The 26151-nt window shown below is 71.7% G+C and carries 19 protein-coding genes and 1 pseudogene; 13 read left to right on the forward strand and 7 right to left on the reverse strand.

Annotated elements, in window-relative coordinates; translation table 11 throughout:
* Positions 1–48: 48 nt before the first annotated feature.
* The 3 genes from ACIRD7_RS26485 to ACIRD7_RS26495 are packed head-to-tail and all read right to left on the reverse strand — an operon-like array spanning position 49 to position 2844.
* Positions 49–1350, reverse strand: a complete 1302-nt coding sequence (locus ACIRD7_RS26485) for a coenzyme F420-0:L-glutamate ligase (protein ID WP_403457525.1) — start codon at positions 1348–1350, stop codon at positions 49–51.
* A 5-nt stretch (positions 1351–1355) separates the two neighbouring features.
* A complete protein-coding gene (gene cofD / locus ACIRD7_RS26490) occupies positions 1356–2315 on the reverse strand; it encodes a 2-phospho-L-lactate transferase (protein WP_403457466.1) in 960 nt (319 codons plus the stop codon).
* Positions 2316–2349: 34 nt separating this feature from the next.
* Positions 2350–2844, reverse strand: a complete 495-nt coding sequence (locus ACIRD7_RS26495; protein WP_403457467.1) for a cysteine dioxygenase — start codon at positions 2842–2844, stop codon at positions 2350–2352.
* A 651-nt stretch (positions 2845–3495) separates the two neighbouring features.
* Between ACIRD7_RS26495 and ACIRD7_RS26500 the strand changes: the two genes are divergently transcribed.
* From ACIRD7_RS26500 to ACIRD7_RS26510, 3 genes are all read left to right on the forward strand, one after another.
* Positions 3496–3759, forward strand: a complete 264-nt coding sequence (locus ACIRD7_RS26500; RefSeq protein WP_010986447.1) for a WhiB family transcriptional regulator — start codon at positions 3496–3498, stop codon at positions 3757–3759.
* A gap of 222 nt (positions 3760–3981) precedes the next feature.
* Positions 3982–7644 (forward strand): glycosyltransferase, encoded by a 3663-nt coding sequence (locus ACIRD7_RS26505; RefSeq protein WP_403457469.1) that lies wholly within the window; start codon positions 3982–3984, stop codon positions 7642–7644.
* Positions 7641–9125, forward strand: coding sequence for a DUF5719 family protein (locus ACIRD7_RS26510; RefSeq protein ID WP_403457471.1), 1485 nt, complete (start codon positions 7641–7643; stop codon positions 9123–9125). The genes ACIRD7_RS26505 and ACIRD7_RS26510 overlap by 4 nt, the downstream gene beginning before the upstream one ends.
* Before the next feature lie 40 nt (positions 9126–9165).
* Here the strand turns inward: ACIRD7_RS26510 and ACIRD7_RS26515 are convergent, their stop codons facing one another.
* Positions 9166–9609: a metallopeptidase family protein gene (locus ACIRD7_RS26515; protein ID WP_403457528.1), complete on the reverse strand. Its 444-nt coding sequence runs from the start codon at positions 9607–9609 to the stop codon at positions 9166–9168.
* A 343-nt stretch (positions 9610–9952) separates the two neighbouring features.
* Here ACIRD7_RS26515 and ACIRD7_RS26520 point away from each other — a divergent pair, with 343 nt between their 5' ends.
* The 7 genes and pseudogenes from ACIRD7_RS26520 (at position 9953) to ACIRD7_RS26550 (ending at position 17894) form a co-directional block, all read left to right on the forward strand.
* On the forward strand, positions 9953–10330 hold the full coding sequence (locus tag ACIRD7_RS26520) for a DUF3499 domain-containing protein (RefSeq protein ID WP_403457472.1): 378 nt from the start codon (positions 9953–9955) through the stop codon (positions 10328–10330).
* A gap of 206 nt (positions 10331–10536) precedes the next feature.
* A pseudogene (locus ACIRD7_RS26525) lies at positions 10537–12153 on the forward strand (L-lactate permease).
* Positions 12154–12267: 114 nt separating this feature from the next.
* A complete protein-coding gene (locus tag ACIRD7_RS26530; protein WP_403457474.1) occupies positions 12268–13632 on the forward strand; it encodes a phosphomannomutase/phosphoglucomutase in 1365 nt (454 codons plus the stop codon).
* Between the two features lie 278 nt (positions 13633–13910).
* The gene (locus tag ACIRD7_RS26535) at positions 13911–14081 is read left to right on the forward strand and encodes a Trm112 family protein (RefSeq protein ID WP_020940431.1); all 171 of its coding nucleotides are present in this window, start codon (positions 13911–13913) and stop codon (positions 14079–14081) included.
* A gap of 224 nt (positions 14082–14305) precedes the next feature.
* A complete protein-coding gene (locus tag ACIRD7_RS26540) occupies positions 14306–15433 on the forward strand; it encodes an SIS domain-containing protein (RefSeq protein WP_403457477.1) in 1128 nt (375 codons plus the stop codon).
* Positions 15434–15552: 119 nt separating this feature from the next.
* The gene (manA, locus tag ACIRD7_RS26545; RefSeq protein ID WP_403457532.1) at positions 15553–16704 is read left to right on the forward strand and encodes a mannose-6-phosphate isomerase, class I; all 1152 of its coding nucleotides are present in this window, start codon (positions 15553–15555) and stop codon (positions 16702–16704) included.
* Positions 16705–16913: 209 nt separating this feature from the next.
* A complete protein-coding gene (locus ACIRD7_RS26550) occupies positions 16914–17894 on the forward strand; it encodes a cation diffusion facilitator family transporter (RefSeq protein WP_403457479.1) in 981 nt (326 codons plus the stop codon).
* Positions 17895–17963: 69 nt separating this feature from the next.
* Here the strand turns inward: ACIRD7_RS26550 and lepB are convergent, their stop codons facing one another.
* Both lepB and ACIRD7_RS26560 read right to left on the reverse strand, forming a co-directional pair.
* The gene (gene lepB, locus ACIRD7_RS26555; RefSeq protein ID WP_403457480.1) at positions 17964–18662 is read right to left on the reverse strand and encodes a signal peptidase I; all 699 of its coding nucleotides are present in this window, start codon (positions 18660–18662) and stop codon (positions 17964–17966) included.
* A gap of 93 nt (positions 18663–18755) precedes the next feature.
* Positions 18756–20897 carry a fructose-specific PTS transporter subunit EIIC gene (locus ACIRD7_RS26560; RefSeq protein WP_403457481.1) on the reverse strand — a complete coding sequence of 714 codons (2142 nt, stop codon included), beginning with the start codon at positions 20895–20897 and terminating at the stop codon, positions 18756–18758.
* A 505-nt stretch (positions 20898–21402) separates the two neighbouring features.
* Between ACIRD7_RS26560 and ahcY the strand changes: the two genes are divergently transcribed.
* A complete protein-coding gene (gene ahcY / locus ACIRD7_RS26565; RefSeq protein ID WP_403457483.1) occupies positions 21403–22860 on the forward strand; it encodes an adenosylhomocysteinase in 1458 nt (485 codons plus the stop codon).
* Positions 22861–23120: 260 nt separating this feature from the next.
* Positions 23121–23735 (forward strand): hypothetical protein, encoded by a 615-nt coding sequence (locus ACIRD7_RS26570; RefSeq protein WP_403457484.1) that lies wholly within the window; start codon positions 23121–23123, stop codon positions 23733–23735.
* Positions 23736–23761: 26 nt separating this feature from the next.
* On the opposite strand, the gene ACIRD7_RS26575 is transcribed toward ACIRD7_RS26570, so the two are convergent.
* A complete protein-coding gene (locus ACIRD7_RS26575) occupies positions 23762–24697 on the reverse strand; it encodes an RDD family protein (RefSeq protein WP_403457485.1) in 936 nt (311 codons plus the stop codon).
* A gap of 130 nt (positions 24698–24827) precedes the next feature.
* Between ACIRD7_RS26575 and ACIRD7_RS26580 the strand changes: the two genes are divergently transcribed.
* Positions 24828–25835 (forward strand): stage II sporulation protein M, encoded by a 1008-nt coding sequence (locus ACIRD7_RS26580; RefSeq protein WP_403457486.1) that lies wholly within the window; start codon positions 24828–24830, stop codon positions 25833–25835.
* The last annotated feature ends 316 nt before the right edge of the window (positions 25836–26151 follow it).

Genomic DNA, 26151 nt, shown 5'->3' on the forward strand with positions numbered 1-26151 from the left:
TCTGGATACGGAAGGGGCTCTACGAGCGTATGCGCTCAGCGGGGCGCGTCAGCGCACCTCGATGAAAGCCCCCGCATCCCGCTGCGGCCGGGGCCGCGGCTCCTCCGCGGGATGGCCCACCGCCACCGCCCCCATCGGATCCCAGTCATCCGGCAGCCCGAGCACCTCGCGGACCACCTCCCGGCAGAACATCGTCGACGACACCCACGCCGAGCCCAGCCGCTCCCCGGCCAGCGCGACCAGGAAGTTCTGCACCCCGGCGCCGGTGGCGACGACGAACATCTCCCGCTCGGCGCCGTCCCGCCGCGCGTCGCCGTAGGTGTGCGACCCGTCCATGACCAGACAGGGCACCACCAGATACGGCGCGTTGCGCAGCACGTCCCCGCGCCGGACGCGCTTGGCGACGGACTCCTCGCTCTTGCCGTCCCGCCGCAGATCGGCGATCCAGGCGTCCCGCATCGCGTCGAGCAGCCGCGTCCGCGACTCGGCGGACTCCAGCAGGACGAACCGCCACGGCGTCGTGTGGTGCGGCGCCGGCGCCGTGACCGCCGCCGCGACGGCTCTTCGTACGGACCCGGAGTCGACGGGCTCGTCCGTGAACGCCCGTACCGTACGGCGCTGGGTCACCGCCTCCCGGACCGCCTCCGACGTGCCCAGCCGGAACATGTCGTCACGCGCGCCCCGGACCAGGGCCCGCGCCCCCTCCCCGTGGTCGTCGGTCACCGAGTGCGCCAGCCCGCGCACCACGGCGACCGGCAGACCGGCGGCCTTGCCCTTCACCAGGTCACCGGCGGCGGCGAGCTCGTCCGCCGTCGCCACGACGGTCGCGCTGAGCGGGTTGCCGTGCGCGTCCGTGCCCCCGCGCAGATCGTCCAGCACGCGGATGCCGGCCGCGCCGATCGCGACGTCCGTGAGCCCGGCGCGCCAGGGGCGTCCGAAGGTGTCGGTGACGACGACGCCGACGTCGACGCCCAGGGCGTCGCGCAGTCCGTCCCGGATCGCCCGCGCGGACGCGTCCGGGTCCTCGGGCAGCAACAGCACGGTCCCGGCGGGGGTGTTGGAGGCGTCGACCCCGGCGGCGGCCATGACCAGGCCCTGCCGGTTCTCGACGATGCGCAGGGCGCCGCGCCGGGCCACGACCCGTACCGTCTCCGCGTCGATCGCGGACTCCCGGTCGGCCGCCTCGACGATCCGCCCCTCCGCCTTGGACACGATCTTCGAGGTCACGAGGAGCACGTCCCCGTCGACCAGGCCCGGCTCGGCGGCGGCGATCAGCTTCGCCAGGTCGTCGCCCTGCTGGACCTCGGGGATCCCGGGGAGGGCCCAGACGCGGTAGCCGTCGGCAGACATCCCGCTCACGACACCCGCACCTCCTCCGCCAGCGTCAGCGCCTCACGGGCCATCTGCGCGGTGGTGTCGAGGTCGGTCATCATCAGCGGTACGGCCCGGCAGCGGATGCCCGCCGCCTCGACCTGCTCGACGGAGCCCGCGTCGACGGTGTCGACGAGCCAGCCGTCGAGGAGCCCCGAGCCGTAGTGCTCGGCGACGGCCGCCGCCGTCGACTCCACGCCGACCGCCGCGAGCACCTTGTCGGCCATCCCGCGCACGGGCGCGTCCCCGACGATGGGGGACAGGCCCACGACCGGCACGCCCGCGTCGGCGATGGCCTCGCGGATGCCGGGCACGGCGAGGATCGTGCCGACCGAGACGACCGGGTTGGACGGCGGGAAGAGGATGACGTCCGCCTCGGCGATCGCCTCCAGGACGCCCGGCGCCGGCTTGGCCTGCTCGGCCCCGACCGGCACGATCGCCTCGGCCGGCACCTGGGCCCGCAGCCGCACCCAGTACTCCTGGAAGTGGACGGCCTTGCGCTCGCCGTCCACCTCGACCGCGACATGCGTCTCGACGCGGTCGTCGGTCATGGGGATCAGACGGACGCCCGGCTTCCACCGGTCGCACAGCGCCTCCGTCACCGCGCTCAGCGGATATCCGGCGCCGATCATCTGCGTCCGCACGATGTGCGTGGCGAAGTCCCGGTCGCCGAGCCCGAACCACTCCGGCCCGACGCCGTAGGCCGCGAGCTCCTCCTTGAGGTGGAAGGTCTCGTCGGACCGGCCCCAGCCCTGTTCCTCGTTGATACCGCCGCCGAGCGTGTACATCACCGTGTCGAGGTCCGGGCAGACCTTCAGCCCGAAGAGGTGGATGTCGTCCCCGGTGTTGCCGATGACCGTGATGTCCGCGTCCGGCACGGCCTGCTTCAGACCGCGCAGGAACCGGGCACCACCGATGCCGCCTGCCAGAACCACAATGCGCATGGGCCCAAGTCTTGCAGGCGGGTACGACAACGCGTCACGCAGTCACGGCACGCGCCTCGCAGGCGGGGGCGGTGTGCATCGGCATCTCGGTCAGGCCCGGGTAGTACACGTGCAGGCTCACCGCCGGTTCCAGCGCGTCGTTCACCACTTCGTGGGCGTACCCGGGCGCGAACACCCGCTGCGCTCCCGTCGCCAACGCGCGCCTGCCGCGCTCCGTGTGCTCGGTGAGCGTGCCGTCCAGGACGGTCATCACGCCGGAGGACCGGCCGTGGTCGTGCAGCCCGCTGCCCTGACCGGGCACCCAGGACAGCAGCCACACTTCGTAGCCGGGGCCGGTGCGCAGCCGGTGGTACCAGCGCGTGGTGGCGTCGTACCGGACGAGGTGCTCCCACTGGGACCGGTCGGCGGCGATGGAGCGGGCCAGGCCGACGAACTCGGCGACGGTGGCCGGGTGCTCGCGCGGTGCCTGGAGGAGGTGCGGGACTTCGAGGATGTCGCCGGCGATCTGGAGGTCGCTGTCGCTGTTCATGGGGTGGTGGTTCCTCAGTGAAAAGAAGGTCAGAGGGAACGAGAGCCGAGGAACGGGTGACTCGGCCTACAGCTGGAGCGGGTGTGGCTCAACAGCTGGGACAGCAACAACAGCTACAGCGAGCGCGGGCAGCACCGTGGGACCCGGCGGTGCGGGTCGAGGTGAGTGCCGAGTTCGCGAGCATGCCCACAAGGACAGCGGTTTGCACCTCGCACTGTCAACTCGACGCCCGTTATGTGGGACATGTTTCACCTCATCCGGTTCATCTCCGAGGTGAAAGGTTTGTGCATGGGGTTGCCGGGACACATGGCGCACAACCGGCGCACGGGCGGTCGTTGTGATCCTGTGATCCGACTGTGATCCAGTTCGCTTCCGCACGTGTGTGCAACGAGATCGAACTTCTGGGCGTCCTTTTCCGTACAGGCTCTGCGCGGGGTCGGCGGCCCTCCCGGGTCCCGTCCGCTTGTCAAGGTTTAGGCCGATTTGAACACTTTCCGCTAGGCCTTGGTTCCGCAGAGTGAATAAGGGGCTCAATAGCAGATCTCGGCTTGACTCGCCCGGAGCAGCACACTTGTAATTTCACTCGTGTCGTTCAGCCGGAATCGGTAACGGCTACATCACGGGGACGCGAAAGACAGACGAGGGGCGCACATGACCGAGCTGGTGCAGCAACTGCTGGTCGACGACGCGGACGAGGAACTCGGCTGGCAGGAGCGCGCGCTGTGCGCCCAGACCGACCCCGAGTCCTTCTTCCCCGAGAAGGGCGGCTCCACCCGCGAGGCCAAGAAGGTCTGCCTCGCCTGTGAAGTCCGCTCCGAGTGCCTCGAGTACGCCCTCGCCAACGACGAGCGCTTCGGCATCTGGGGCGGCCTGTCCGAGCGTGAGCGCCGCCGCCTGAAGAAGGCGGCCATCTGACCGCGGCGTCGGCCGCACGCCGCCGTATCCGCACGTACAGCTGTAGTCGCAGGTACATACGTCTCGAACAGGTCTCGAACGGCCCGTCGCAGGTGGGTTATCCACAGGCGGCGGGCCGCCGTGATGCCCAGCCGATAGTGTGGTCGCTCGTCCGAGACGCCCCGCTGTCCCCCAGGGGCACAGGCGTCCACCGCAGTCCATCGAACCGGGGCCCGTACCTCGATGTCCGTGCACAGCCACACGGCAGCCCATCACGACTCCGCTGCCACACCTGAGTTTCCGCGTCATGTGGTGACGGCGGTCCTCGTCTCCCACGACGGCGCCCGCTGGCTGCCCGACGTGCTCGCCGGGCTGCTCGGCCAGGAGCGCCCCGTCCAGCTCGCCGTCGCGGCCGACACCGGCAGCGCGGACCACTCCGCGCAGCTGGTCACCGACGCCCTCGGCGCCGACCGCGTCCTGCACCTCGCCCGGCGCACCGGATTCGGCCAGGCCGTCGAGGAGGCCAGCCGCACCGCGCCCGTCCTCACCCCGGACGAGCTGACGTATCTGAAGCGGCCGAGCGGCTGGGACCCGGTCACGCGCAGCTGGCGCGACGACGCCTACGACATGCCCGAACTCCCCCACGGGGAGCCGGTGCAGTGGCTGTGGCTCCTGCACGACGACTGCGCCCCCGAACCCGACGCCCTCGCCCAGCTGCTGCGCGTCGTGGAGAACGAGCACGAGCTGGGGCGCGACGACGTCGCCGTCGTGGGCCCCAAGCTGCGCGGCTGGTACGACCGCCGCCAGCTCCTCGAAGTGGGCGTCACCATCGCCAACTCCGGCCGCCGCTGGACCGGACTCGACCGCCGCGAACAGGACCAGGGCCAGCACGACCACGTGCGGTCCGTGCTGTCCGTGTCCACCGCAGGCATGCTCATCCGGCGCGACGTCTTCGAGGAACTCGGCGGCTTCGACCGGCGGCTGCCCCTCATGCGGGACGACGTCGACCTGTGCTGGCGCGCCACCGCCGCCGGCCACCGCGTCCTCGTCGCCCCCGAGGCGGTCGTACGCCACGCCGAGGCGTCCTCCCGCGAGCGCCGCACCGTCGACTGCGTGGGCCGCACCGCCGCCTCCCCGCACAAGGTCGACAAGGCCGGCGCCGTCTACACCCTGCTCGTCAACACCCGTACGGCCGTGCTGCCCTGGGTGCTGCTGCGCCTGGTGTTCGGCACCGTACTGCGCACGCTCGCCTACCTCGTGGGCAAGGTCCCCGGCCAGGCCCTCGACGAGATCCGCGGCCTCGTGGGCACCCTGCTGCGCCCCGAGCGGATCATCGCGGGGCGGCGCAGGCGCGGCAGTCCCGTCATCGACAAGGGCGAGCTGCGGGCGCTGTTCCCGCCGCCCGGCGCGACCGTGCGGGCCACCGTCGAACAGGTCGCGGGCAGCCTCGTCGGCAGCTCCGACCCCGAGGTGGCCGCCGGCGCGGGACGCCACGGCAGCGCCATCGAGTCCGGACCCGGCGGCGACGACGCGGACTTCCTGGAGATCGAACAGTTCGCCCGCCTCAAGCGCATCGCCCGCAACCCCGGCCCGATGCTCTTCCTGGTGCTGCTGTTCGTCTCGCTGATCGCCTGCCGCGACCTCCTGGGCGCCGGGGCGCTCGCGGGCGGCTCGCTGCTGCCCGCCCCGGCCGAGTCCGGCGAGCTGTGGGCCCGTTACCTGGACGCCTGGCACCCGGTGGGCGCCGGAGGCACCCCCGCGGCGCCGCCGTACCTCGCGCTCGTGGCGATGCTCGCCTCCACGCTGCTCGGCTCGACCGGGTTCGCGGTCACGATCCTGCTGGTGTGCTCGGTGCCGCTGGCCGGATTCACCGCCTACTTCGCCTCCCGCCCGCTCATCGAGTCGCGCCTCCTGCGCGCGTGGGCGGCCGTCGTCTACGCCTTCCTGCCCGCGGCCACCGGCGCCCTCGCCGGCGGCCGCATCGGCACCGCCGTCCTCGCCGTCCTGCTGCCGCTCATCGCCCGCGCGGCCATCGCGGCAAGCGGCCTGGCGAACGGCTCCGGGGCGCGCGGCAGTTGGCGCGCGACCTGGGCGTACGCACTGCTGCTGACGATCGCCACCGCCTTCACCCCGATCATCTGGCCGATCGCGCTGATCCTCGGCATCGGTCTGCTGGTCGTGCGGCGCACCGACATCACGGCGTACGGACTGCGTTTCCTGGCCCAGCTCGGCGCACCCCTGCTGGTGCTGGCGCCCTGGTCGCTGTCGCTGCTTCCGTTCGGCTTCTTCCGCGAGGCCGGCCTGGAGTACGGCTCCTCGGCGGCTTCCGCCCTGGACCTGCTCGGCGCCAGCCCCGGCGGCCCCGGCACCGTCAGCGGGCTGATGCTCATCGGCATCGTGCTGGCCGCGCTGGCCGCCCTGCTGCGCTCCGAGCGCCAGCTGGGGGTCCGCACGGCCTGGGCGGTCGCCCTGCTGGGCTTCGTCTTCGCGGTCCTGTCCAACAGCTCCACCTGGGCAGGACCCGCGACCCTCGTCTACGGCATCGCCCTCCTCGCCGCCGCCCTGCTCGGCGCCGACGGGGCACGCTCACGGGTCGCCGAGCAGAGCTTCGGCTGGCGCCAGCCGGTCGCCGCGCTTATCGCGTTCACCGCGGCTGCCGGCCCGCTGCTCGTCGCCGCCGGCTGGATGATCCGCGGCGCCGACGGACCGCTGGAGCGACGCGACCCCGTCCAGGTGCCCGCGTTCGTCGCCGAGGAGAGCAACACCCGCGACCAGGCCCGCACCCTCGTCCTCGACAGCGACTCCGCGGCCCACGTCGGCTACATGCTGGTGCGCGGCTCCGGCGCCCGCCTCGGCGATGCCGAACTGGCCGTGGCCGACGGGGAGAACGCCAAGCTGGACAAGATCGTCGCGAACCTCGTCGCCGGTTCGGGCGCCGACCAGGCCGACCAGCTGGGCGCCTTCGCGGTGCGCTATGTCCTCGTCCACAAGGGCGCGCCGCGCGAGGTCACGCGCGTGCTGGACGCCACGCCGGGCCTGTCGCGGCTCAGCGAGCAGAACGGCAGCGCGCTGTGGCGGATCGACCGGCAGGTCTCGCGCGCGGCCATCGTGGCCGGGGCCGACTCAGGCGCCGGTACCGGTGAGCCCGAGCCGGTCGCCGCCGGACCCGTCGAGATCCACACCACGATCCCCGGCGGCTCCGACGGGCGGGTTCTGCGGCTCGCCGACAGTGCCGACGACGGCTGGACCGCCACCCTGGACGGCAAGCCGCTCACCGCGACCACCGTCGACGGCTGGGCCCAGGGCTTCGAGCTTCCCACCGACGGCGGCAGGCTGGACGTCACCTACGACGAACCGATCGGTCACACCGCCTGGCTGTGGGCCCAGGGCTTCCTCGCCGTCGTGCTGGTGGTGATGGCCCTGCCGGGACGTCGCCGTGACGTCGACGACGACCTCCCGGAGGAGCCGGACGTGCCGGCCGAGGCCATGGCCGGAGAGGGCCGCCGGGCCCGCCGACTGCGCGCCCAGGCCGAGGCCGAAGAGGGCGGTCAGGACGGGGAGTTCCCGACGCCGCCGCCCGCGCCCGACGAGGAGCCGGCCGCACCGCCGATTCCGCAGCAGGCGCCCTACGGCGACTGGGACACGCCCAGCTACGCGGGTGCCGACTACAACAGCGGCTACGGCGGCCAGCAGTATCCGGCGGGCGGCGCCTACGACCAGGGGTACCAGGCGGATCCGTATCAGGGCGGTCAGTACGACCCCTACGCGTACGGGCAGCAGCCGCAGGCGGGGGCGTACGACCCCGCGTACGACCAGACGTACCAGCAGCAGGGGTACGACCCCGCGTACGACCCGGCGCAGCAGCATCAGCACGGCAGTGAGCGTTCCGACGGGAGCCAGCAGTGAACCGCACCACCCTGTCCCTGATCGCCGGCGTCGGTGCCCTCGCGGCCGTCACCGGGTTCGCGGCGCTCACCTCGCCGGACGCGTCCGGGACGAACACCGCCAAGGCCGCGGCCGAGCTGCCGGTGGAGCGGTCGAGCCTGGTGTGCCCGGCGCCGAGCATCTCCGACCTCGCCGAGACGACGTACACCTCGTTCACGCCGGTCACCAAGGGCACGGCGAGCGGGGGGAAGGCGGAGCTGCTGTCCGCGGGGGACAAGGCGGGCAAGCCCGCTGCGAAGGGCAAGGCCGACAAGCCTGTTCTGGAGGCCAAGGAGCCGGGCAAGCCGGTGAGCGAGGACGCCTCCGGCGCGGACTCGCCGGCGCTCGTCGGGACCGCCGACGGGAAGTTCGCGCCCGGGTGGACCGTGCAGGAGACGACAGAGGTCGCGGCCGGAACCGGGCGCGGGCTGCAGGGAGTCAACTGCACCGCGCCGGACACCGAGTTCTGGTTTCCGGGCGCCAGCACGGCCCCCGACCGCACGGACTACGTGCATCTGACGAACCCCGACGACTCCGCCGCCGTCGTCGACATCGAGCTGTACGGCAAGGACGGCGCGCTGGAGACCACGGTGGGGGAGGGGATCACGGTTCAGCCGCACTCCGGTGAGCCGGTCCTTCTGTCCACGCTCACCGGCGAGAAGCAGGACAACGTGACCGTGCACGTGAGTGTGCGCAGCGGTCGCGTGGGCGCGTCGGTGCAGGCGCTGGACGACAAGCTCGGCGGGGACTGGCTCGCGGCTTCCGCCGACCCCGCGGGGAGCCTGGTGCTGCCCGGCGTCCCGAAGGACGCCACGGCCGTGCGGCTGGTCGCGTTCGCGCCCGGGGACGCGGACGCGGATCTGAAGGTGCGGCTGGCTTCGCCGTCCGGGCTGATCACGCCCGCCGGGAATGAGACGTTGCACGTCAAGGCGGGGATGACCAGTGCGGTGGATCTGGGTGACGTGATGCGGGGCGAGGCCGGGTCGCTGGTGCTGACGCCCACGGATCGGTCAGTGCCCGTGGTCGCCGCCCTGCGGGTGGTCCGCGGGAAGGGCGCCAAGCAGGAGACGGCGTTCGTTCCGGCGGTACGGCCCGTGGGGAAGCGCGCGACCGCGGTGGACAACCGGGCGAAGGGCACGACGCTGTCCGTGACGGCGCCGTTCGGCACGGCGGAGGTCAAGGTGACGGCCTCGGCGGGGAGCGACGCAGGCACGGCGGCGTCGAAGACGTACACGGTCAAGTCCGGCACCACGCAGGAGGTGGAGGTGCCGGTGCCGAGCGGGCTGAAGGGGACGTACGCGCTGACCGTCGAGACGGTCTCGGGCGGGCCGGTGTACGCGTCCCGGACGCTCGCCGTGACCGAGGGCGGGGTGCCCGGGTTCACCGTGCAGACGCTGCCGGACGACCGGGGGATGGTGGCCGTGCCCGAGGCCGACGAGGACCTGTCGGTGCTGCAGCGGTGAGGCCCTGCGTCCGCGGGCGCAGGCGCCGGCGGATGAGGCGTCAGTCCTCGCCGTAGCGAGGATCCACCGTCTCCGGGGTCAGCCCCAGAAGCTCCGCCACCTGTTCCACGACCACTTCATGGACGAGCGCGGCACGCTCGTCGCGGCCCTTGGTGCGGATCTCGACCGGGCGGCGGTAGATGACCACGCGCGCCCGGCGGCCCTCGCGGGCGGCGATCGTGCCGCCCAGGGGGACCGCCTCGTCGTTCCAGGTGCGTCCGTCGAGGCGCGGGACCTCCAGGACCAGGAAATCGATGTCGGTCAGCTGGGGCCAGCGGCGTTCGAGGCGTTCCACCGAGTCCTGGACCAGGTCGGCGAAGGCGTCGGCGCGGCTGGCCGCGAGCGGGACCTGGGGAGGTGCGATCGGGCCGCGCATGCCACGGCCGTGGCGATCACGGCGGCGAGGCCCGGGTCCGGCGGCACGGGGCGGTACAGGGGTGTCCATCACTGATGAAGGGTAGTCCTCACGGCCGGTGCGTGTCCGATCGCCGTGGGGTGGCGGGGGCGCTCGCGGTCCGCCCGTACGGCATGTCAGCAGATGACCATTCCAGCCAAGCTTGGGCTCGTTTCCGTATCTCCCCGACACTGTCCAAGTCGAGGATATTGATGGGTTTTGTGGTAAGTGGTGACCGGTTCTGAACGCGCCCGAGATCTCGGTACGTGGCTTTTGGGCAGGTCAGAAGGGTGGGGCGGGAGAGGTGTGTGGGGTGCTTCACAGCACGACACGGTGGAGTGACCTGGGGGAGAGTCGTCGCGGCCCGCTCAAGAGTGCGGTACCGTCCAACGTCGTGAGCCCTGTACGTCGCTGTTCGCGCACCGCTTGCGGCCGTCCCGCCGTAGCGACGCTGACGTACGTCTACGCCGACTCGACCGCGGTCCTCGGCCCGCTCGCCACCTACGCCGAACCCCACTGCTACGACCTGTGCGCCGAGCACTCGGAGCGCCTGACCGCCCCTCGTGGGTGGGAGGTCGTACGACTGCTGGACGGCTCGGCTCCGGCCCGTCCCAGCGGCGATGACCTGGAAGCGCTTGCCAATGCCGTGCGCGAGGCGGCCCGTCCGCAGGAGCGGGCGGCGGAGGCCGGCGGAGGCGGGAGCCGTGGCGCCGACCCGATGGAGGTCGCGCGGCGGGGTCATCTGAGGGTGCTTCGCTCGCCCGACAACTGACGGTCGGCTCTTCCGCGGTTCACTCCGCACTTCCTGTGCGCTCCGCGGTTCTTGTGTGCGCGTCGGTTCTTCTGTCCGCGTCGGTTCTTCTGTGCCCCTTTCGTTGAGTGGTGCGCAAGTGTTGACGCGCGCTTGTCGCGGACACGACCATTCCGTATGCCGGAACGAGAAATCGCTTTCCGCATGGCGGAATCCGGGAGGTGCCCGTGTACGTCCAGGAACTGGAGCCCGTCGCCGGCTCGCTGGGGCTCTCCGCCCTCGTGGCGGCGCTGCCCCTGGTGATCGTCCTCGTCCTGCTGGGCGGGGTCCGGATGAAGGCCCACCTCGCGGGGCTCACCGGGCTGGCGGGCGCCGTGCTGGTCGCATGGCTCGCGTACGGCATGCCGCTCGGGCAGACGCTCTCCGGCGCCGCCCAGGGAGCCGTATTCGGGCTCTTCCCCATCCTGTGGATCGTCGTCAACGCCCTGTGGGTGTACCGGATGACCGTCCGGACCCGGCACTTCGACATCCTCCGGCGCTCGTTCGGGCGGCTCTCCGACGATCCCCGCATCCAGGCGCTCGTCGTCGCCTTCTGTTTCGGGGCGCTGCTGGAGGCCCTCGCCGGGTTCGGGGCGCCCGTCGCGATCTGTTCGGTCATGCTCGTCGCCCTCGGCTTCGACCCCGTGCGTGCGGCCGTCGTCGCGCTGGTCGCCAACACCGCGCCCGTGGCCTTCGGGGCGATGGGAACGCCGGTGGTGACCCTCGCCCAGGTCACCGGGCTGCCCCTGGACGACGTGGCCTCCGTGGTGGGGCGTCAGACGCCCCTGCTGGCCCTCGTCGTGCCGCTCGTGCTCGTCGCGCTCGTGGACGGCCGACGCGGGCTGCGCGAGACCTGGGTACCCGCCGTGGCGTGCGGAGTCGCCTTCGCCGTCGCCCAGTTCGCCGCCTCCAACTACGTCTCCGCGCAACTCGCCGACATCGGGGCCGCCTTGGCCGGCGCGGGCGCCCTGGTCGCCGTACCGCACGCGCGCGTGCCCGCCGCCGAGGCCGTACGCGCGTCCGTGCTGACCGGCGCGCGCAGCGAGGAGTTGGACGAGGACGACCCGCGCGGGGAGGTCGTGCGGGCCTATGCGCCGTACGCGTTGATCGTCGTGATCTTCTCCCTCGCGCAGATCCCGGTCGTCAAGGACTGGCTGGCCGAGGCGACATAGACGTACGACTGGCCCTTCCTGAACGTCGCCGGCCCGGACGGGGAGCCGGTCGGCGGCAATGTCTTCAGCTGGCCCGTCGTCTCCACCGGCGGGACGCTCGTGCTGCTCGCCGGGATGTGCACGGCGGCCGTTCTGGGGGTGCACGCGCGCGTGGCCGTCAAGGAGTGGGCCGCCACCGTGCACGAGTTGAGGTTCGCCATCCTGACCGTGACGTCCGTGCTGGCGCTCGCGTACGTCATGAACCTGTCCGGGCAGGCCGCGACCATCGGCCACTTCGTGGCCGCGGCGGGCGCCGGGCTCGCCTTCCTCTCCCCGGTGCTGGGCTGGTTCGGCGTGGCGGTGTCCGGCTCGGACACGTCCGCGAACGCCCTGTTCGGCGCGTTGCAGGTGACGGCGGCGAGGGAGTCGGGACTGTCGCCGGAACTCCTGGCCGCCGCCAACAGTTCAGGTGGTGTGCTCGGCAAGATGATCTCGCCGCAGAACCTCACGATCGCGTGCGCGGCCGTGGGGCTCGCGGGCCGGGAGGGGGACCTGCTGCGGCGGGTGCTGCCGTGGAGCATCGGGCTGCTGCTGGTGATGTGTCTGATCGTGGTCGGACAGAGTTCACCGGTGCTCGGTTGGATGCTGCCCTGACTCCGCTGCTGTCCTGACGGTTACGGCTAGGGGTCCGCTCGGTGGGCGCACAGCGCACTGTCAGCCCGGGCGGGTAGTTTGGGGTGACCGACAGGACTTTCAGGAGGGTTGGCCGTGGCCGCTGATCTGTCACAGCTCGTGAAGGCGTACGACGTGCGCGGGGTCGTCCCGGACCAGTGGGACGAGTCGCTGGCCGAGCTCTTCGGGGCAGCCTTCGTCCAGGTGACGGGCGCGAGCGCGATCGTCATCGGTCACGACATGCGCCCCTCGTCGCCCGGCCTGTCCCGCGCCTTCGCGCGCGGCGCGGCGACCCAGGGCGTCGACGTCACCGAGATCGGCCTGTGCTCCACCGACCAGCTGTACTACGCGTCGGGCGCGCTGAACCTGCCCGGCGCGATGTTCACGGCCTCGCACAACCCGGCCCAGTACAACGGCATCAAGATGTGCCGCGCGGGCGCGGCCCCGGTCGGCCAGGACACCGGGCTCGCCGAGATCCGCGAGCTGGTCGAGGGCTGGACGGAGTCGGGCGCCCCGGCCCCGGCCGCGCGGACGGGTGTCATCACCCAGCGCGACACGCTGGAGGACTACGCGGCCCACCTGCGCTCCCTCGTCGACCTGACCTCCATCCGCCACCTGAAGGTCGTCGTCGACGCGGGCAACGGCATGGGCGGCCACACGGTGCCGACCGTACTCGCCGGCCTCCCGCTGGACGTCGTCCCGATGTACTTCGAGCTGGACGGCACCTTCCCGAACCACGAGGCCAACCCGCTGGACCCGGCGAACATCGTCGACCTCCAGAAGCGGGTCCGCGAAGAGGGCGCCGACCTGGGCATCGCCTTCGACGGCGACGCCGACCGCTGCTTCGTCGTCGACGAGCACGGCGCGCCGGTCTCCCCGTCCGCCATCACCGCCCTGGTGGCCTCCCGCGAGCTCGCCAAGCACGGCGGCAAGGGCACGGTCATCCACAACCTGATCACGTCCTGGTCCGTCCCGGAGGTCGTCAAGGAGAACGGCGGCACCCCGGTCCGCACCCGCGTCGGCCACTCCTTCATCAAGGCCGAGATGGCCAGGACCGGCGCGATCTTCGGCGGCGAGCACTCCGCCCACTACTACTTCAAGGACTTCTGGAACGCCGACACGGGCATGCTGGCCGCCCTCCACGTCCTCGCCGCCCTCGGCGGGCAGGACGGCCCGCTCTCCGGTCTGGTCGCCCAGTACGACCGCTACGCCGGCTCCGGCGAGATCAACTCCACAGTCGCCGACCAGACGGGCCGCCTCGCCGCGATCAAGGCCGCGTACGAGGGCCAGGAGGGCGTCGAACTGGACGAGCTCGACGGCCTCACGGTGACCGCCGCCGACTGGTGGTTCAACGTCCGCCCGTCCAACACGGAGCCACTGCTCCGCCTGAACGCGGAGGCACGGGACGAGGCGACGATGGCGAAGGTGCGGGACGAGGCGCTGGGGATCATCCGGGGCTGAGCCCCTCACCCGCGGTGCATCCCAGCCGGTCCGGCGTTGAGGACGAGGCCCGTTCAGGGCCGAAGCGGGGTCCGGGGCGGCAGCCCCAGCGGCGTCGAAGGGGCGGAGCCCCTTCAGGACGGGACGGGCAGGGGCGGCGGGGGCGAAACCGGCTCCGCCGCCCCCACCGGCACCGCCCCCGCCCAACCCCGGCACCCCGCCCCCACCGGCGGTACGCTGACCAGGCACATCCGCACACCCGCACGTACCACCCAACCCCGCCCCAGAAGGGACCCGCCATGCCGCTGGAAGCCGGCCTCCTGGAGATCCTCGCCTGCCCCGCCTGCCACGCCCCGCTCAAGGAGCAGGACGCCGAGCTGATCTGCACGGGCCAGGACTGCGGCCTGGCGTACCCGGTCCGCGACGGCATCCCGGTCCTGCTCGTCGACGAGGCCCGCCGCCCCGCGTGACGCGACGCGCGCCGGGCACGGAAGCATCGAGCGACCCGGGCCCGCACGCACACGCCGAGCGCATCGAACGTCCCGGGCCATACGCACACAGCGGACCCATCGAGCGACCCCGGGCCCGCACGCACACACCGGACCCATCGAACGACCCCGGCCCGCACGCACACCCCCACGCACACCGGCACAACCAAGTCCCAACCCGCCCCGGCGATCGGAGGCTGCCGCCCATGCTCGACGAATCGCTGCTGGACACGCCGGAGGCGCTCGCCGAGGCCGACCGCCGTGCCCTGCTCCGAGGCGCGGCCGAAGCCGGCGCCCGCGTCCGCACCGCCGCCCGGCACGCCACCGAGGCCGGCGTCCACGACCTGAAGCCCGACGGCCGCCCCCGCGCCATCCTCATCGCGGGCCCCGGCGCCGCCGCCACCTGCGTCGCCGACCTCCTCGGCACGCTCGCCGGCGCCACGAGCCCCGTCACCCGACTGGCCCCGGCCGGCGTCGCCCCCGCCGCGGGCGCCCTGCGCTGGGAGCTCCCCGGCTGGGCCGGCTCCGTGGACCTGCTGCTGATCACCACCCCCGACGGCACCGAGCCCGGCCTGGCCCTGCTCGCCGAGCAGGCCTACCGCCGCGGCTGCACGGTCGTGGCCGTGGCCCCCGCCGGCACCCCGCTCACCGAAGCCGTGCACGGCAACCACGGCCTGTTCGTACCGATGGCGACCGCCCCGTACGAGCAGGAGGAGGCCCTCATCGCCTCCGCCCCCGGCGTCCTGTGGGCCCTGCTCACCCCGCTCCTGGCGCTCCTCGACCGCACGGGCATGCTCACCGCCCCGCCCGATGCCGTCGAGAAGGTCGCCGACCGCCTCGACCACATCGCCGAGCGCTGCGGCCCCGCCATCGCGACGTACAGCAACCCCGCCAAGACCCTCGCCGCCGAACTCGCCGACGCGCTCCCGCTGATCTGGACCGAGGGCGTCTCCGCGGGCCCGGCCGGCCGCCGTTTCGCCGCCGCGCTCGCCGAACTCTCCGGCCACCCCGCCCTGGTGGCGGAGCTGCCCGAGGCCCTCGCCTCGCACAACGCCCTCCTCGCCGGCCGGCTCGCGGCGAGCGCCGACCCCGACGACTTCTTCCGCGACCGCGTGGAGGAGACACCGGCCCTGCACGCGCGCGTGGTCCTGCTGCGCGACCGTCCGATCGGCGGCCTCACCGCCGCGCCCGCCGCCCGCGACCTGGCCCTCAGCCATGACACGCCGATCAGCGAACTGGAGCCGGAGCCCGGCGACGAGCTCGAGACCCTCGCGGAACTGATCGCCATCACGGATTTCGCCGCCGTTTACCTGGCGCTCGCCTCGGGGGCCTGATCTGTCCCAGGACGCGTTGACGGCCGTACGCCCGAGGAACCGGCAGCCGTACGCAAGGCGAACTCGCGTCCTCCGCAACGAGACCGCGCCGCATGTACAGAGAGCAGGCAGACAACCGCATGGACCGCCTCGACAACACCATCCGCCCCTACGCCTGGGGTTCCACCACCGCGATCGCGAAGCTCCTCGGTGTCGAGCCGACCGGCGAACCGCAGGCGGAGATGTGGATGGGCGCGCACCCGGGCGCACCCTCGCGCACCGAGCGCGGCACGCTCGTCGAGGTCATCGAGGCGGACCCGGCGCGTGAGCTGGGCGCCGCGGCCGTCGCGAAGTTCGGCCCCCGCCTGCCCTTCCTCCTCAAGATCCTCGCCGCCGGTGCCCCGCTCTCCCTCCAGGTCCACCCCAACCTGGAGCAGGCGAAGGAGGGTTACGAGGACGAGGAGCGCCGCCGCATCCCCGTGGACGCCGGCCACCGCAACTACAAGGACGCCAACCACAAGCCCGAACTGATCTGCGCGCTCACCGAGTTCGACGGCCTGTGCGGCTTCCGCGACCCCCTGCGGACCGCCGACCTGCTGGACGGCCTCGGCGTCGACTCCCTCAAGCCGTACGTCGACCTGCTGCACGCCCACCCCGAGGAAGCGGCCCTGCGCGAGGTGCTCACCGCGATCCTCAGCGCCGACCCGGACGAGATGGCCCACACCGTCGCCGAGGCCGCGGCCGCCTGCTCCCGCCTCGGCGGCGAGTACGCCCCGTACGCGGACATCGCGCACCACTACCCGGGCGACCCCGGCGTCATCGGCGCGATGCTCCTCAACTACGTCCGCCTGCAGCCCGGCGAGGCCCTGTTCCTCGGCGCCGGCATCCCGCACGCCTACCTGAACGGACTCGGCGTCGAGATCATGGCCAACTCCGACAACGTCCTGCGCTGCGGCCTTACCCCCAAGCACGTCGACGTGCCCGAACTCCTGCGCATCGTCCGCTTCGAGGCGGGTGACGCGGGCGTGCTGCGCCCCGAGGCCGCCCCGGACGGCGAGGAGGTCTACGAGACCCCGATCGACGAGTTCCGGCTGTCCCGGTACGTCCTCCCGGAGGGCACCACCGCCCACGACCTCACCCGCGCGACCCCGCAGATCCTGCTCTGCACCGCGGGCGCCGTCCGCGCCGGGGAGCACGAACTGACCCCCGGCCGCTCCGTCTTCGTCCCGGCGGGCGAGAAGACCGAGGTATCCGGGGCCGGTACGGTCTTCCGGGCCACGGTCGTCGTCTGACCGAGGGCATCTCCGTACCCGGCGCGCCGTTGCCGGACCGGGCTGCAACAATGGCCCACCGGCAAAGGACGGGCAAAGCCGAACGGGGGCCGCGCGCTCCCTCGGCGACGCCCGGACGGCGTACGGACGAAGGCCACGCGGGCCCACGCAGGCTCGCGAAGGCCCGCGAAGGCTCCGAAGGCTCCGAAGGTGAAGGGACAACGCGACACATGAGCGCGTCAGGCGGTACCAAGGCGATCGTGGCGGCACTCGCCGCCAACCTCGCGATCGCGGCATCGAAGTTCGTGGCGTTCGCGTTCAGCGGCTCGTCGTCGATGCTCGCCGAGGGCGTGCACTCGCTCGCGGACTCCGGCAACCAGGCCCTGCTGCTGGTCGGCGGCAAGAAGGCCCAGCGCGAGGCGACCCCGCAGCACCCCTTCGGCTACGGCCGCGAGCGCTACATCTACGCCTTCCTCGTCTCGATCATCCTGTTCTCCGTCGGCGGCATGTTCGCCCTCTACGAGGGCTACGAGAAGATCAAGCACCCGCACGAGATCGAGCACTGGTACTGGCCGGTGGGCGTGCTCGTCTTCGCGATCATCGCCGAGTCCTTCTCCTTCCGGACGGCCATCAAGGAGTCCAACGTCCTGCGGGGCGGGAAGTCCTGGAAGGAGTTCGTCCGCCACGCCAAGGCTCCCGAACTGCCGGTCGTCCTCCTGGAGGACCTCGGCGCGCTGGTCGGTCTGATCCTCGCCCTGGGCGGCGTCGGCCTGGCCCTGCTCACCGGCGACGGCGTCTGGGACGGCATCGGCACCATCTGCATCGGTGTCCTGCTCGTCCTGATCGCGGTCGTCCTGGCCATCGAGACCAAGTCGCTGCTGCTCGGTGAGTCCGCGGGGGTCGAGCAGGTCGAGAAGATCGAGGCCGCCGTCGTCGACGGCGCCGCGGTCACCCGCGTCATCCACATGCGCACGCTGCACCTCGGCCCGGAGGAACTCCTGGTCGCCGCCAAGATCGCCGTCCGGCACGACGACACGGCCGCCGAGGTCGCCGCCGCCATCGACGCCGCCGAGGCCCGCATCCGCGAGGCCGTCCCGATCGCCCGCGTCATCTACCTCGAGCCCGACATCTACAGCGAGGCCGAGGCAGCCAAGGGCCCCGACCGCGAGGCGTCCCCCGGGGGCCCGGCACAGCACGGCACCGAGCACTGACACCCGCCCGTGAAGAGGGGCCCGCCGGAATCCCGGCGGGCCCCTCGGCCTTTGCCCGCGACAGCGACCTCAGACCTGCACAGCCCAAGGCGGCGGGGGCGGCACCATGGCCCGCGCCCTGCGCCGTACGACCGTCGCGGCGATCCCCAGACCGATTCCGACCAGCACCAACAGCACGCCGAGCATCATCGACGTCCCGAGCAGCGCCGGCATGGTGTAGTCGTCGATCACACGCCCCCGGATCGCGGACTCGGGAAGCGTCCCGCCGTGGTCGTCGAGGAAGGCCCGCGAGTCACGGGAGTTCGCGCGGTGGTCGCCCATCAGGAACAGCCGGCCCTCGGGGACCCGCACGTCGTAGGACGCGGGGTACCCGCCATGCGCGTCGCCGCCCTTCACATACGGCTCCCCGAGCGGCTTCCCGTTCACGGTGACGCGGGCCTTCGCGCCCGCCCCCGTGCAGCACACCACACGGTCACCGCCCACGCCGATGACCCGCTCCATCACCAGCCCGTCGAACCCGTACCGGTCCGGCGCCGAGAACATCACGACATCCCCGCGCCGCACCTCGCTTGCGTCGATCCGCTCGTAGACGACCCGGTCGCCCGGGCCGTACGTCGGTGTCATGCTCTCGCTCGACACGACGGAGCCGCCGAAGGCGTGCCGTGCATAGGCGAGACCGCCCAGCCCCAACAACAGCCCCACCAGCCCCACCACGACGGCTGCGATCGCCAGTCCCCGCCCCTTGCCCGACATCGCGTTCCTCCCCATGCGGCCCATCCGCGGGGGCAGAGCGTAGCGAGTGCCTGTGAACGGGCGGTGCGGGCCCACGCCCGACGCACGGACGCGGGCCCGGCCGCGCGACTACCCGACCTCGCGCAGCACCCCGAGGACGGCCGATTCGTCGGCCGCGCTCAGCAACCGCTCCCGGAACCGCGCGTCCATCAACTTCCGCGACAGCAGCGCCAGAATCCGCAGATGCTCGTCGCCCGCGGCCGCCTCCGGTACGGCGATCATGAACACCAGCCTCGCCTTCGTACCGTCCGGCGAGCCCCACTCGACGCCCTCGACGGACCGCGCGAAACCGACGACCGGGGCCGTCACCGCGTCCGTCTTGGCATGCGGAATCGCGATCTCCTCACCGAGCCCGGTCGTCCCCTGCTCCTCCCGCCGCAGCGCGGTCGCCACCAACTCGTCCCGGTCCGCGACCCGGCCGGTCCGCGCGAGCAGCTCCGCCATCTCACGGATCGCGGACTCCTTGTCGGTGGCGTCGAGCCGGACCTTGACGCTCCGCCCGGTGAGATGACCGGAAAGGACCTCGCCCGAGGCTCCTCCGTCTTCGCCCGGTTCGGCAGGAGCGGCCTGCTTGGGTACGACGGCCTCGGCTTCGACGGCCGTGCCGGTACCGGCGGTCGTGGCGGTGTCCACGGACGCCGACCTTCCGGCAGCTACGGCCCCCTGCTCCCCGACGGCCCCGGTGCCCGTCGCTCCGACACCGGCCCCCACCAGCGCGGCCTCGGGACCGACCACGCCCGCACCGACCGCCGCATCCCCGCGTCGCTTGCGCTCACCCAGGTCGACAAGGGCGACCGTCGTCAGCGCGGTGACGACCGAACCGATCACCACGGCCACGAAGAACATCGACACACCGCTCACCGCGCCCAGGACGGCCACGATCGGCCCGCCGTGCGGCACCGCGTCCTCGACGCCGGCGACCCCGGCGACCGCACCGGCGACCGCGCCGCCCAGCATGTTGGCGGGGATGACCTGAGCGGGCCGCGCCGCCGCGAACGGGATCGCGCCCTCGGAGATGCCGAAGCAGCCCATGAACAGCGCGGCCGGCCCGGTCTCCCGCTCCTGCTCGGTGTACAGCCGCTTGCGTATCAGCGTGGCCAGGCCCTGACCGAGCGGCATGACCGGGATCGCGGCCGCGCACATGCCCATGACCGTCTGGTTGCCGGTCGCGATGAGCCCGGCGCCGAACAGGAACGCCGTCTTGTTGACCGGCCCGCCCATGTCGAACGCGATCATGAGCCCGAGAATCGCCCCGAGCAGGATCGCGCTCGTGCCGGTCATCCCGCTGAGCCAGTCGGTCAGGTTCTCGAACACCCAGGAGATCGGCTTGCCGATGACGTAGATGAAGAAGAGTCCGAGCGCCGTGGTCGCCACGATCGGGATCACGATGATCGGCATGATCGGCTGGGCGAACTTCGGGACCTTGACCTTCTTGATCCACAACACCAGGTACCCCGCGAGGAACCCGGTCACGATCGCCCCGATGAACCCGGCGCCCGCCTTGGAGTCGTACAGCTCACCGGTGTTGGCGATCCAGCCGCCGATCATGCCCGGCACGAGAGCGGGCCGATCCCCGATCGCGTACGCGATGTAACCGGACAGGATCGGCACCATCAGCGTGAAGCCGATGACCCCGATGTTGTTCACGTCCATCCAGAAGGAGTCCTTCGGGATGACCAGACCGCCCGACGGGTCCGCGTGCCCGCCCAGCGAGAGCGAGATCGCGATCAGCAGCCCGCCGACCACGACGAACGGGATCATGTAACTGACCCCGTTCATCAGCGCCTTGTACCCGACACTGCGCTCCCTGCCGCCGCCGGTCGCGGGGGTCGTGGGGGCGCCCCCTTCCGTGTGCACCGGAGCCGACATGACCCGCTCGATCAACTGCTCGGGGTGACGGATGCCCTCCGCCACGCCCACGGAAAGAACCCGCTTTCCCGCGAAACGGCTCAGATCCACGTCCTTGTCGGCGGCGATGATGACGCCGTCGGCGTGGTTGACATCGTTGTCATCGAGGACGTTTTCAGCCCCGATGGATCCCTGGGTCTCCACCTTCATCTCGACACCGCGGCTCTCGGCCGCCTGCGCGAGCTTCTCAGCCGCCATGTACGTATGGGCGATGCCGGTCGGGCACGCGGTCACGGCGAGCAGCTTCAACCGCTTCTGCTCGCCACCGCTGCCCGTGGGGGGAGGGCCGGCCGGACTGGTCACGTCGATCTCCTAACGCCTTTGTTGTACGGGATACGCCGTCCCGGGCGCCCCGCAAGATCGATCAGGTGTTCCGATCTCCAGGCATCCTGCCCCACCTCCCCGCAGGCTCAAAGGGGCGAAGACCCCGGAACATCCCGGTCTGCCGGCACCTGTGAACCGTTCGTTGGTGTCCTGTTATCGCTCCCGCACCCGACTCTCACCTGACCCGCCGTCACCCCTGAACGGCCGCTCCCGCACCCCGCCCTCGGGCCCCTGGATGGCTCGATCTGTTCGGAGGCGGACTGGGGACGGCCGGGCGTCCCGGTGTAGCTTGGGACAGAGCCAGACGTCGCTGCTGATGGCGGTCGGGCGGTCCCGATGCGGACCGGCCGAGGGAGAGAGGGCCTCCGACGGACTGCGCTGCGCGCACGCGGGCATGCCTGTGTCCTCTTCGGGCACCCCTGTGTCCGCCGCCGCGCAGACCAGCCGTACCCACCCTCGACCCAACCCCGAGGAGCAGCTCGCAATGACGACTGTCGAGAACCGACAGGACTTCAAGGTCGCCGACCTCTCCCTGGCCGCCTTCGGCCGCAAGGAGATCACCCTCGCCGAGCACGAGATGCCCGGCCTGATGGCGATCCGCAAGGAGTACGCCGAGGCGCAGCCGCTGGCCGGCGCCCGTGTCACCGGCTCCCTGCACATGACCGTGCAGACCGCCGTCCTCATCGAGACCCTGGTCGCCCTCGGCGCCGAGGTCCGCTGGGCGTCCTGCAACATCTTCTCCACCCAGGACCACGCCGCCGCCGCGATCGCCGTCGGCCCGAACGGCACGCCCGACAACCCGCAGGGCGTCCCGGTCTTCGCCTGGAAGGGCGAGACCCTGGAGGAGTACTGGTGGTGCACGGAGCAGGCCCTGACCTGGCCGAACACCCCCACCGGCGGCCCGAACATGATCCTGGACGACGGCGGTGACGCCACCCTCCTCGTCCACAAGGGCGTCGAGTACGAGAAGGCCGGCAAGGTCCCCTCGGTCGACACCGCCGAGTCCGACGAGCACCGCGTCATCCTCGAGCTCCTGCACCGCACCATCACGGACGGCTCGCAGAAGTGGACCCAGCTGGCCTCCGAGATCCGCGGCGTGACCGAGGAGACCACGACCGGCGTCCACCGCCTGTACGAGATGCAGCGCGACGGCGACCTCCTGTTCCCGGCGATCAACGTCAACGACGCCGTCACCAAGTCGAAGTTCGACAACAAGTACGGCTGCCGCCACTCGCTCATCGACGGCATCAACCGCGCCACCGACGTCCTGATCGGCGGCAAGACCGCCGTCGTCTGCGGCTACGGCGACGTGGGCAAGGGCTGCGCGGAGTCCCTGCGCGGCCAGGGCGCCCGCGTGATCATCACCGAGATCGACCCGATCTGCGCCCTGCAGGCGGCGATGGACGGCTACCAGGTCACGACCCTCGACGAGGTCATCGACAAGGCCGACATCTTCGTCACCACGACCGGCAACAAGGACATCATCATGGCCTCGGACATGGCCAAGATGAAGCACCAGGCGATCGTCGGCAACATCGGCCACTTCGACAACGAGATCGACATGGCCGGCCTCGCCAAGATCCCGGGCATCGTCAAGGACGAGGTCAAGCCGCAGGTCCACACCTGGACCTTCCCCGACGGCAAGGTGATCATCGTCCTCTCCGAGGGCCGCCTGCTGAACCTCGGCAACGCCACCGGTCACCCGTCCTTCGTGATGTCCAACTCCTTCGCGGACCAGACCCTGGCCCAGATCGAGCTGTTCACCAAGCCGGACGCCTACCCGACCGGCGTGTACACGCTGCCCAAGCACCTGGACGAGAAGGTCGCCCGCCTCCACCTCGACTCGCTCGGTGTGAAGCTGACGACCCTCCGCCCCGAGCAGGCCGCGTACATCGGCGTGCAGGTCGAGGGCCCGTACAAGTCGGACCACTACCGCTACTGAGCCAAGCCGAGCCGGCCGCGGCTGAGCGGCGGTGCCCGCCGCCCAGCCGGGCCACTCGAGCGTGAGCGCACCCGTGCACTGACGCGCCGCGCAGCGGCAGACCCCGAGACAGGCCCCCGCACCCCCGTGTCGGGGGCCTGTCCCTTTGGGCCGCCGGCCCTTGGCCCGCCCGGCCCTTCGGCCACGCGGCGCCCTTGGCCATGCGTCCACTTCGGCACGCGTGGCCGGACCAGCCCGTCCGTTCAAGCCCCAGGACCCCGATGCCCCGCGGCCGCTATTCGCTCCACGATCCGCACGATCACACCCCCCTCGCAGAAGAGCACTTCCACTGCGCCCCCGGCCCTTCCGGCTGGCGCTACGTCGCCCAGCTCACCACCCCCGCGGGCGATCACAGCGGCTCCGTCGACCTCGCCCTGGACGAACTCGGCCGCCCCATCCGTCTCGAACTCCACGCCGGCGGCTGGCAGGTCCGCGGCGCCGCCCTCGACGGCGTCACCTGGGTCCGCACCGACCCCACCGGGGTTCACGCCACGGAAGGCAATGTGCGCGCCCATGCCTTCACCGGAACGTCCCCCGCATTCCTCATCGCCACCGCTCGCCTCCTGCGCCTCACCCCCTCCGCCTCCGCAACCCGCGTACGCCTCGTGGCCTTCACGGACCCGGTCCTCGCCCCCCGCACCGTGGACCAGTCCTGGGCCTTGGTGAACAGCGAAACACACGCCACTGACAACGGCCCCCTGGCCGTGGACGAATACCAGGTCACAGCCCTGGACACGGGCGAACAGCACGCCGTGCACATCGCGGGCGACGTAGTCCTCGCGGCGCCCGGCATCGAGCTGGAGGACCTGGAGTCGCCGCCGTCGACGTTCGGTTGAGCGGGGCGGCTGGTTGAGCGGGTCGGCTAGGCCGGGGGAGCGAAGCCGGTAGCGGGGCGATCGGCCGGAGGCGCGTCCTGAGACGTGGGCGTCGGCGTCGGCGACGGTGTGGGTGCGGGCGCAGGGGGTGCGCTGATGGGCCCGGACGCCGGCACGGGGGCCTGCCACTGGGCTTCCCGAGCCACGGGAGGACGATGACCGCCCGCGGCAGACCCATTCCCGAAGGCACGCCGCGCCTCACGTGCCTGCCGTTCCTGAAGGACCGCGGCCAGATACGCCGCCGGCGGCACACCCTGCGGAGCCGGAGCGCCCGTACGTGCCGCGAGATCCGTGGCGAGCCGCTCCGCCATGCTCCACGCGACCTGCGGATCGAGTTGCCGCATCCGCGTCAGGTACTGGCGAATGGCAAGCCACAGGGCGTCGGGAACCGCGGACAGATCGAGCCCCGAGAACCGCCCGGCCAGCCACGGCGGCGGCGGGGGAACAAACCCTGTCTGAGCCAGTGGCACCCGTTCCCGCACGACGAGAGTCCCGGCGAACACGTCACCGATCCTGCGCCCGCGCGCGGAGACGAGTGAGGCGATGACGGCGACGACACCGAGCGTCATCAGAATCTCGATGACAGCGATGAGACCCCGCACCAGCGCATGCCGGAAGCGGATCGGCCCGCCGTCGTCGCGCACCACCCGAAGCCCGCACGCCAGCTTGCCCAGCGAGCGCCCATGACTGAGCGTCTCGACCGCGATCGGCCCGCCGACCAGCACCAACACGAACATCGCGATCGACAGCGCGGTCTGCGCGGCCTCGTCCATGGACGCCGTGGCGGCCACGACCCCGACGGTCACCACGAGATAGGCGATCATCGCCACCGCCAGATCGAGCAGCACGGCCAGCGCCCTGCTGGGCAGCTTCGCAGGGCGCAACTCCAGCGCCACCGCCTCGCCCGTCACCAGCTCACTCACGCGGTCCGTCCTTCCCCTGCCCTGCCCCTGAAATGGCCAGTCTGCCAAGCTGTGGGCGCATCGCGCCGCAGTACGACAAGCTGACACCTACGACGAGTCGCCGACGAACAGCCGAGGAGCAGAAAACCAGATGGACCTCGACGTGTTCGTCACCGCCCACCGAGCCGAGTGGGACCGCCTCGACGCCTTGCTCGGGCGCCAGCGCCGCCTCACCGGCGCCGAGGCCGACGAACTCGTCGCCCTCTACCAGCGCACCGCCACCCACCTGTCCCTGATCCAGTCCAGCGCGCCAGACCCCCAGCTGACCGGCCGGCTGAGCCAGCTGGTGGCACGCGCGCGCAGCGCGGTCACCGGCACGCGACGCGCCTCCTGGCGCGATGTCACCCGCTTCCTCGCCCACGGCTTCCCGGCCGCGGTCTACCGGTCGCGCCACTGGTGGGTACCCACGGCACTCCTCTCCACCCTTGTCGCGGCCCTCCTGGGCTGGTGGATAGGCACCCATCCCGAGGTACAGGCCACCATCGCCGCCCCCAGTGAACTCCGCGAGCTGACCCGCCCCGGCGGCCAGTACGAGACGTACTACTCCAGCCACCCCGCGGCCTCCTTCGCGGCCCAGGTCTGGACGAACAACGCGTGGGCCGCTGCCCTCTGCCTGATCCTCGGCGTCTTCCTGGGGCTCCCGGTCCTCTGGATCCTCTTCCAGAACATGCTCAACCTGGGTGTCGGCTTCGGCCTGATGTCCTCGGCAGGACGCCTGGACACCTTCCTCGGCCTGGTCCTGCCCCACGGCCTCCTCGAACTGACCGCGGTCTTCGTGGCCGCCGGCACCGGCCTGCGCCTCGGCTGGACCCTCATCGACCCCGGCCCACGAACCCGACGCATCGCCCTCGCGGAGGAAGGCCGAGCCGCGATCGGCATGGCGATAGGCCTGGCCCTGGTCCTCTTCGTCTCGGGCGCCATCGAAGGCTTCGTCACCCCTTCAGGCCTCCCCACCTGGGCACGCATCACCATTGGCGTCGTCGCTGAACTGGCCTTCCTCGCATACGTCTATGTCCTCGGCGGACGTGCCGCCCGCGCCGGTGAGACGGGCGACCTCGACGCGGCCGAGCGCAGCGCGGCCGTTCCGACGGCGGCCTGATGTGCGTGCACACCTGCTGAGCTGCTAGTCTCCTCTTCGCCCCACAAGAGCCGTTGACACGGAGCGAGCGGGGAGGTAGATTCGAACAGTTGCCTGGAAGTGGATCCAGTCCCGCCAGGCGGAGTTAGAATCTATCTGCTTCAGTGGAACATTGATTCCCGAGAAGCCCCTCCCGATGAATCGGAATTGAGTGGCTGGTCAATCCGGCCCGGAACTTCTGATAAAGTCGGAACCGCCGGAAAGGGAAACGCGGAAGCGGGAACCTGGAAAGCACCGAGGAAATCGGATCGGAAAAAGATCTGATAGAGTCGGAAAC

It is taken from the genome of Streptomyces sp. NPDC093568, from assembly GCF_044764945.1.
GTDB lineage: Bacteria > Actinomycetota > Actinomycetes > Streptomycetales > Streptomycetaceae > Streptomyces.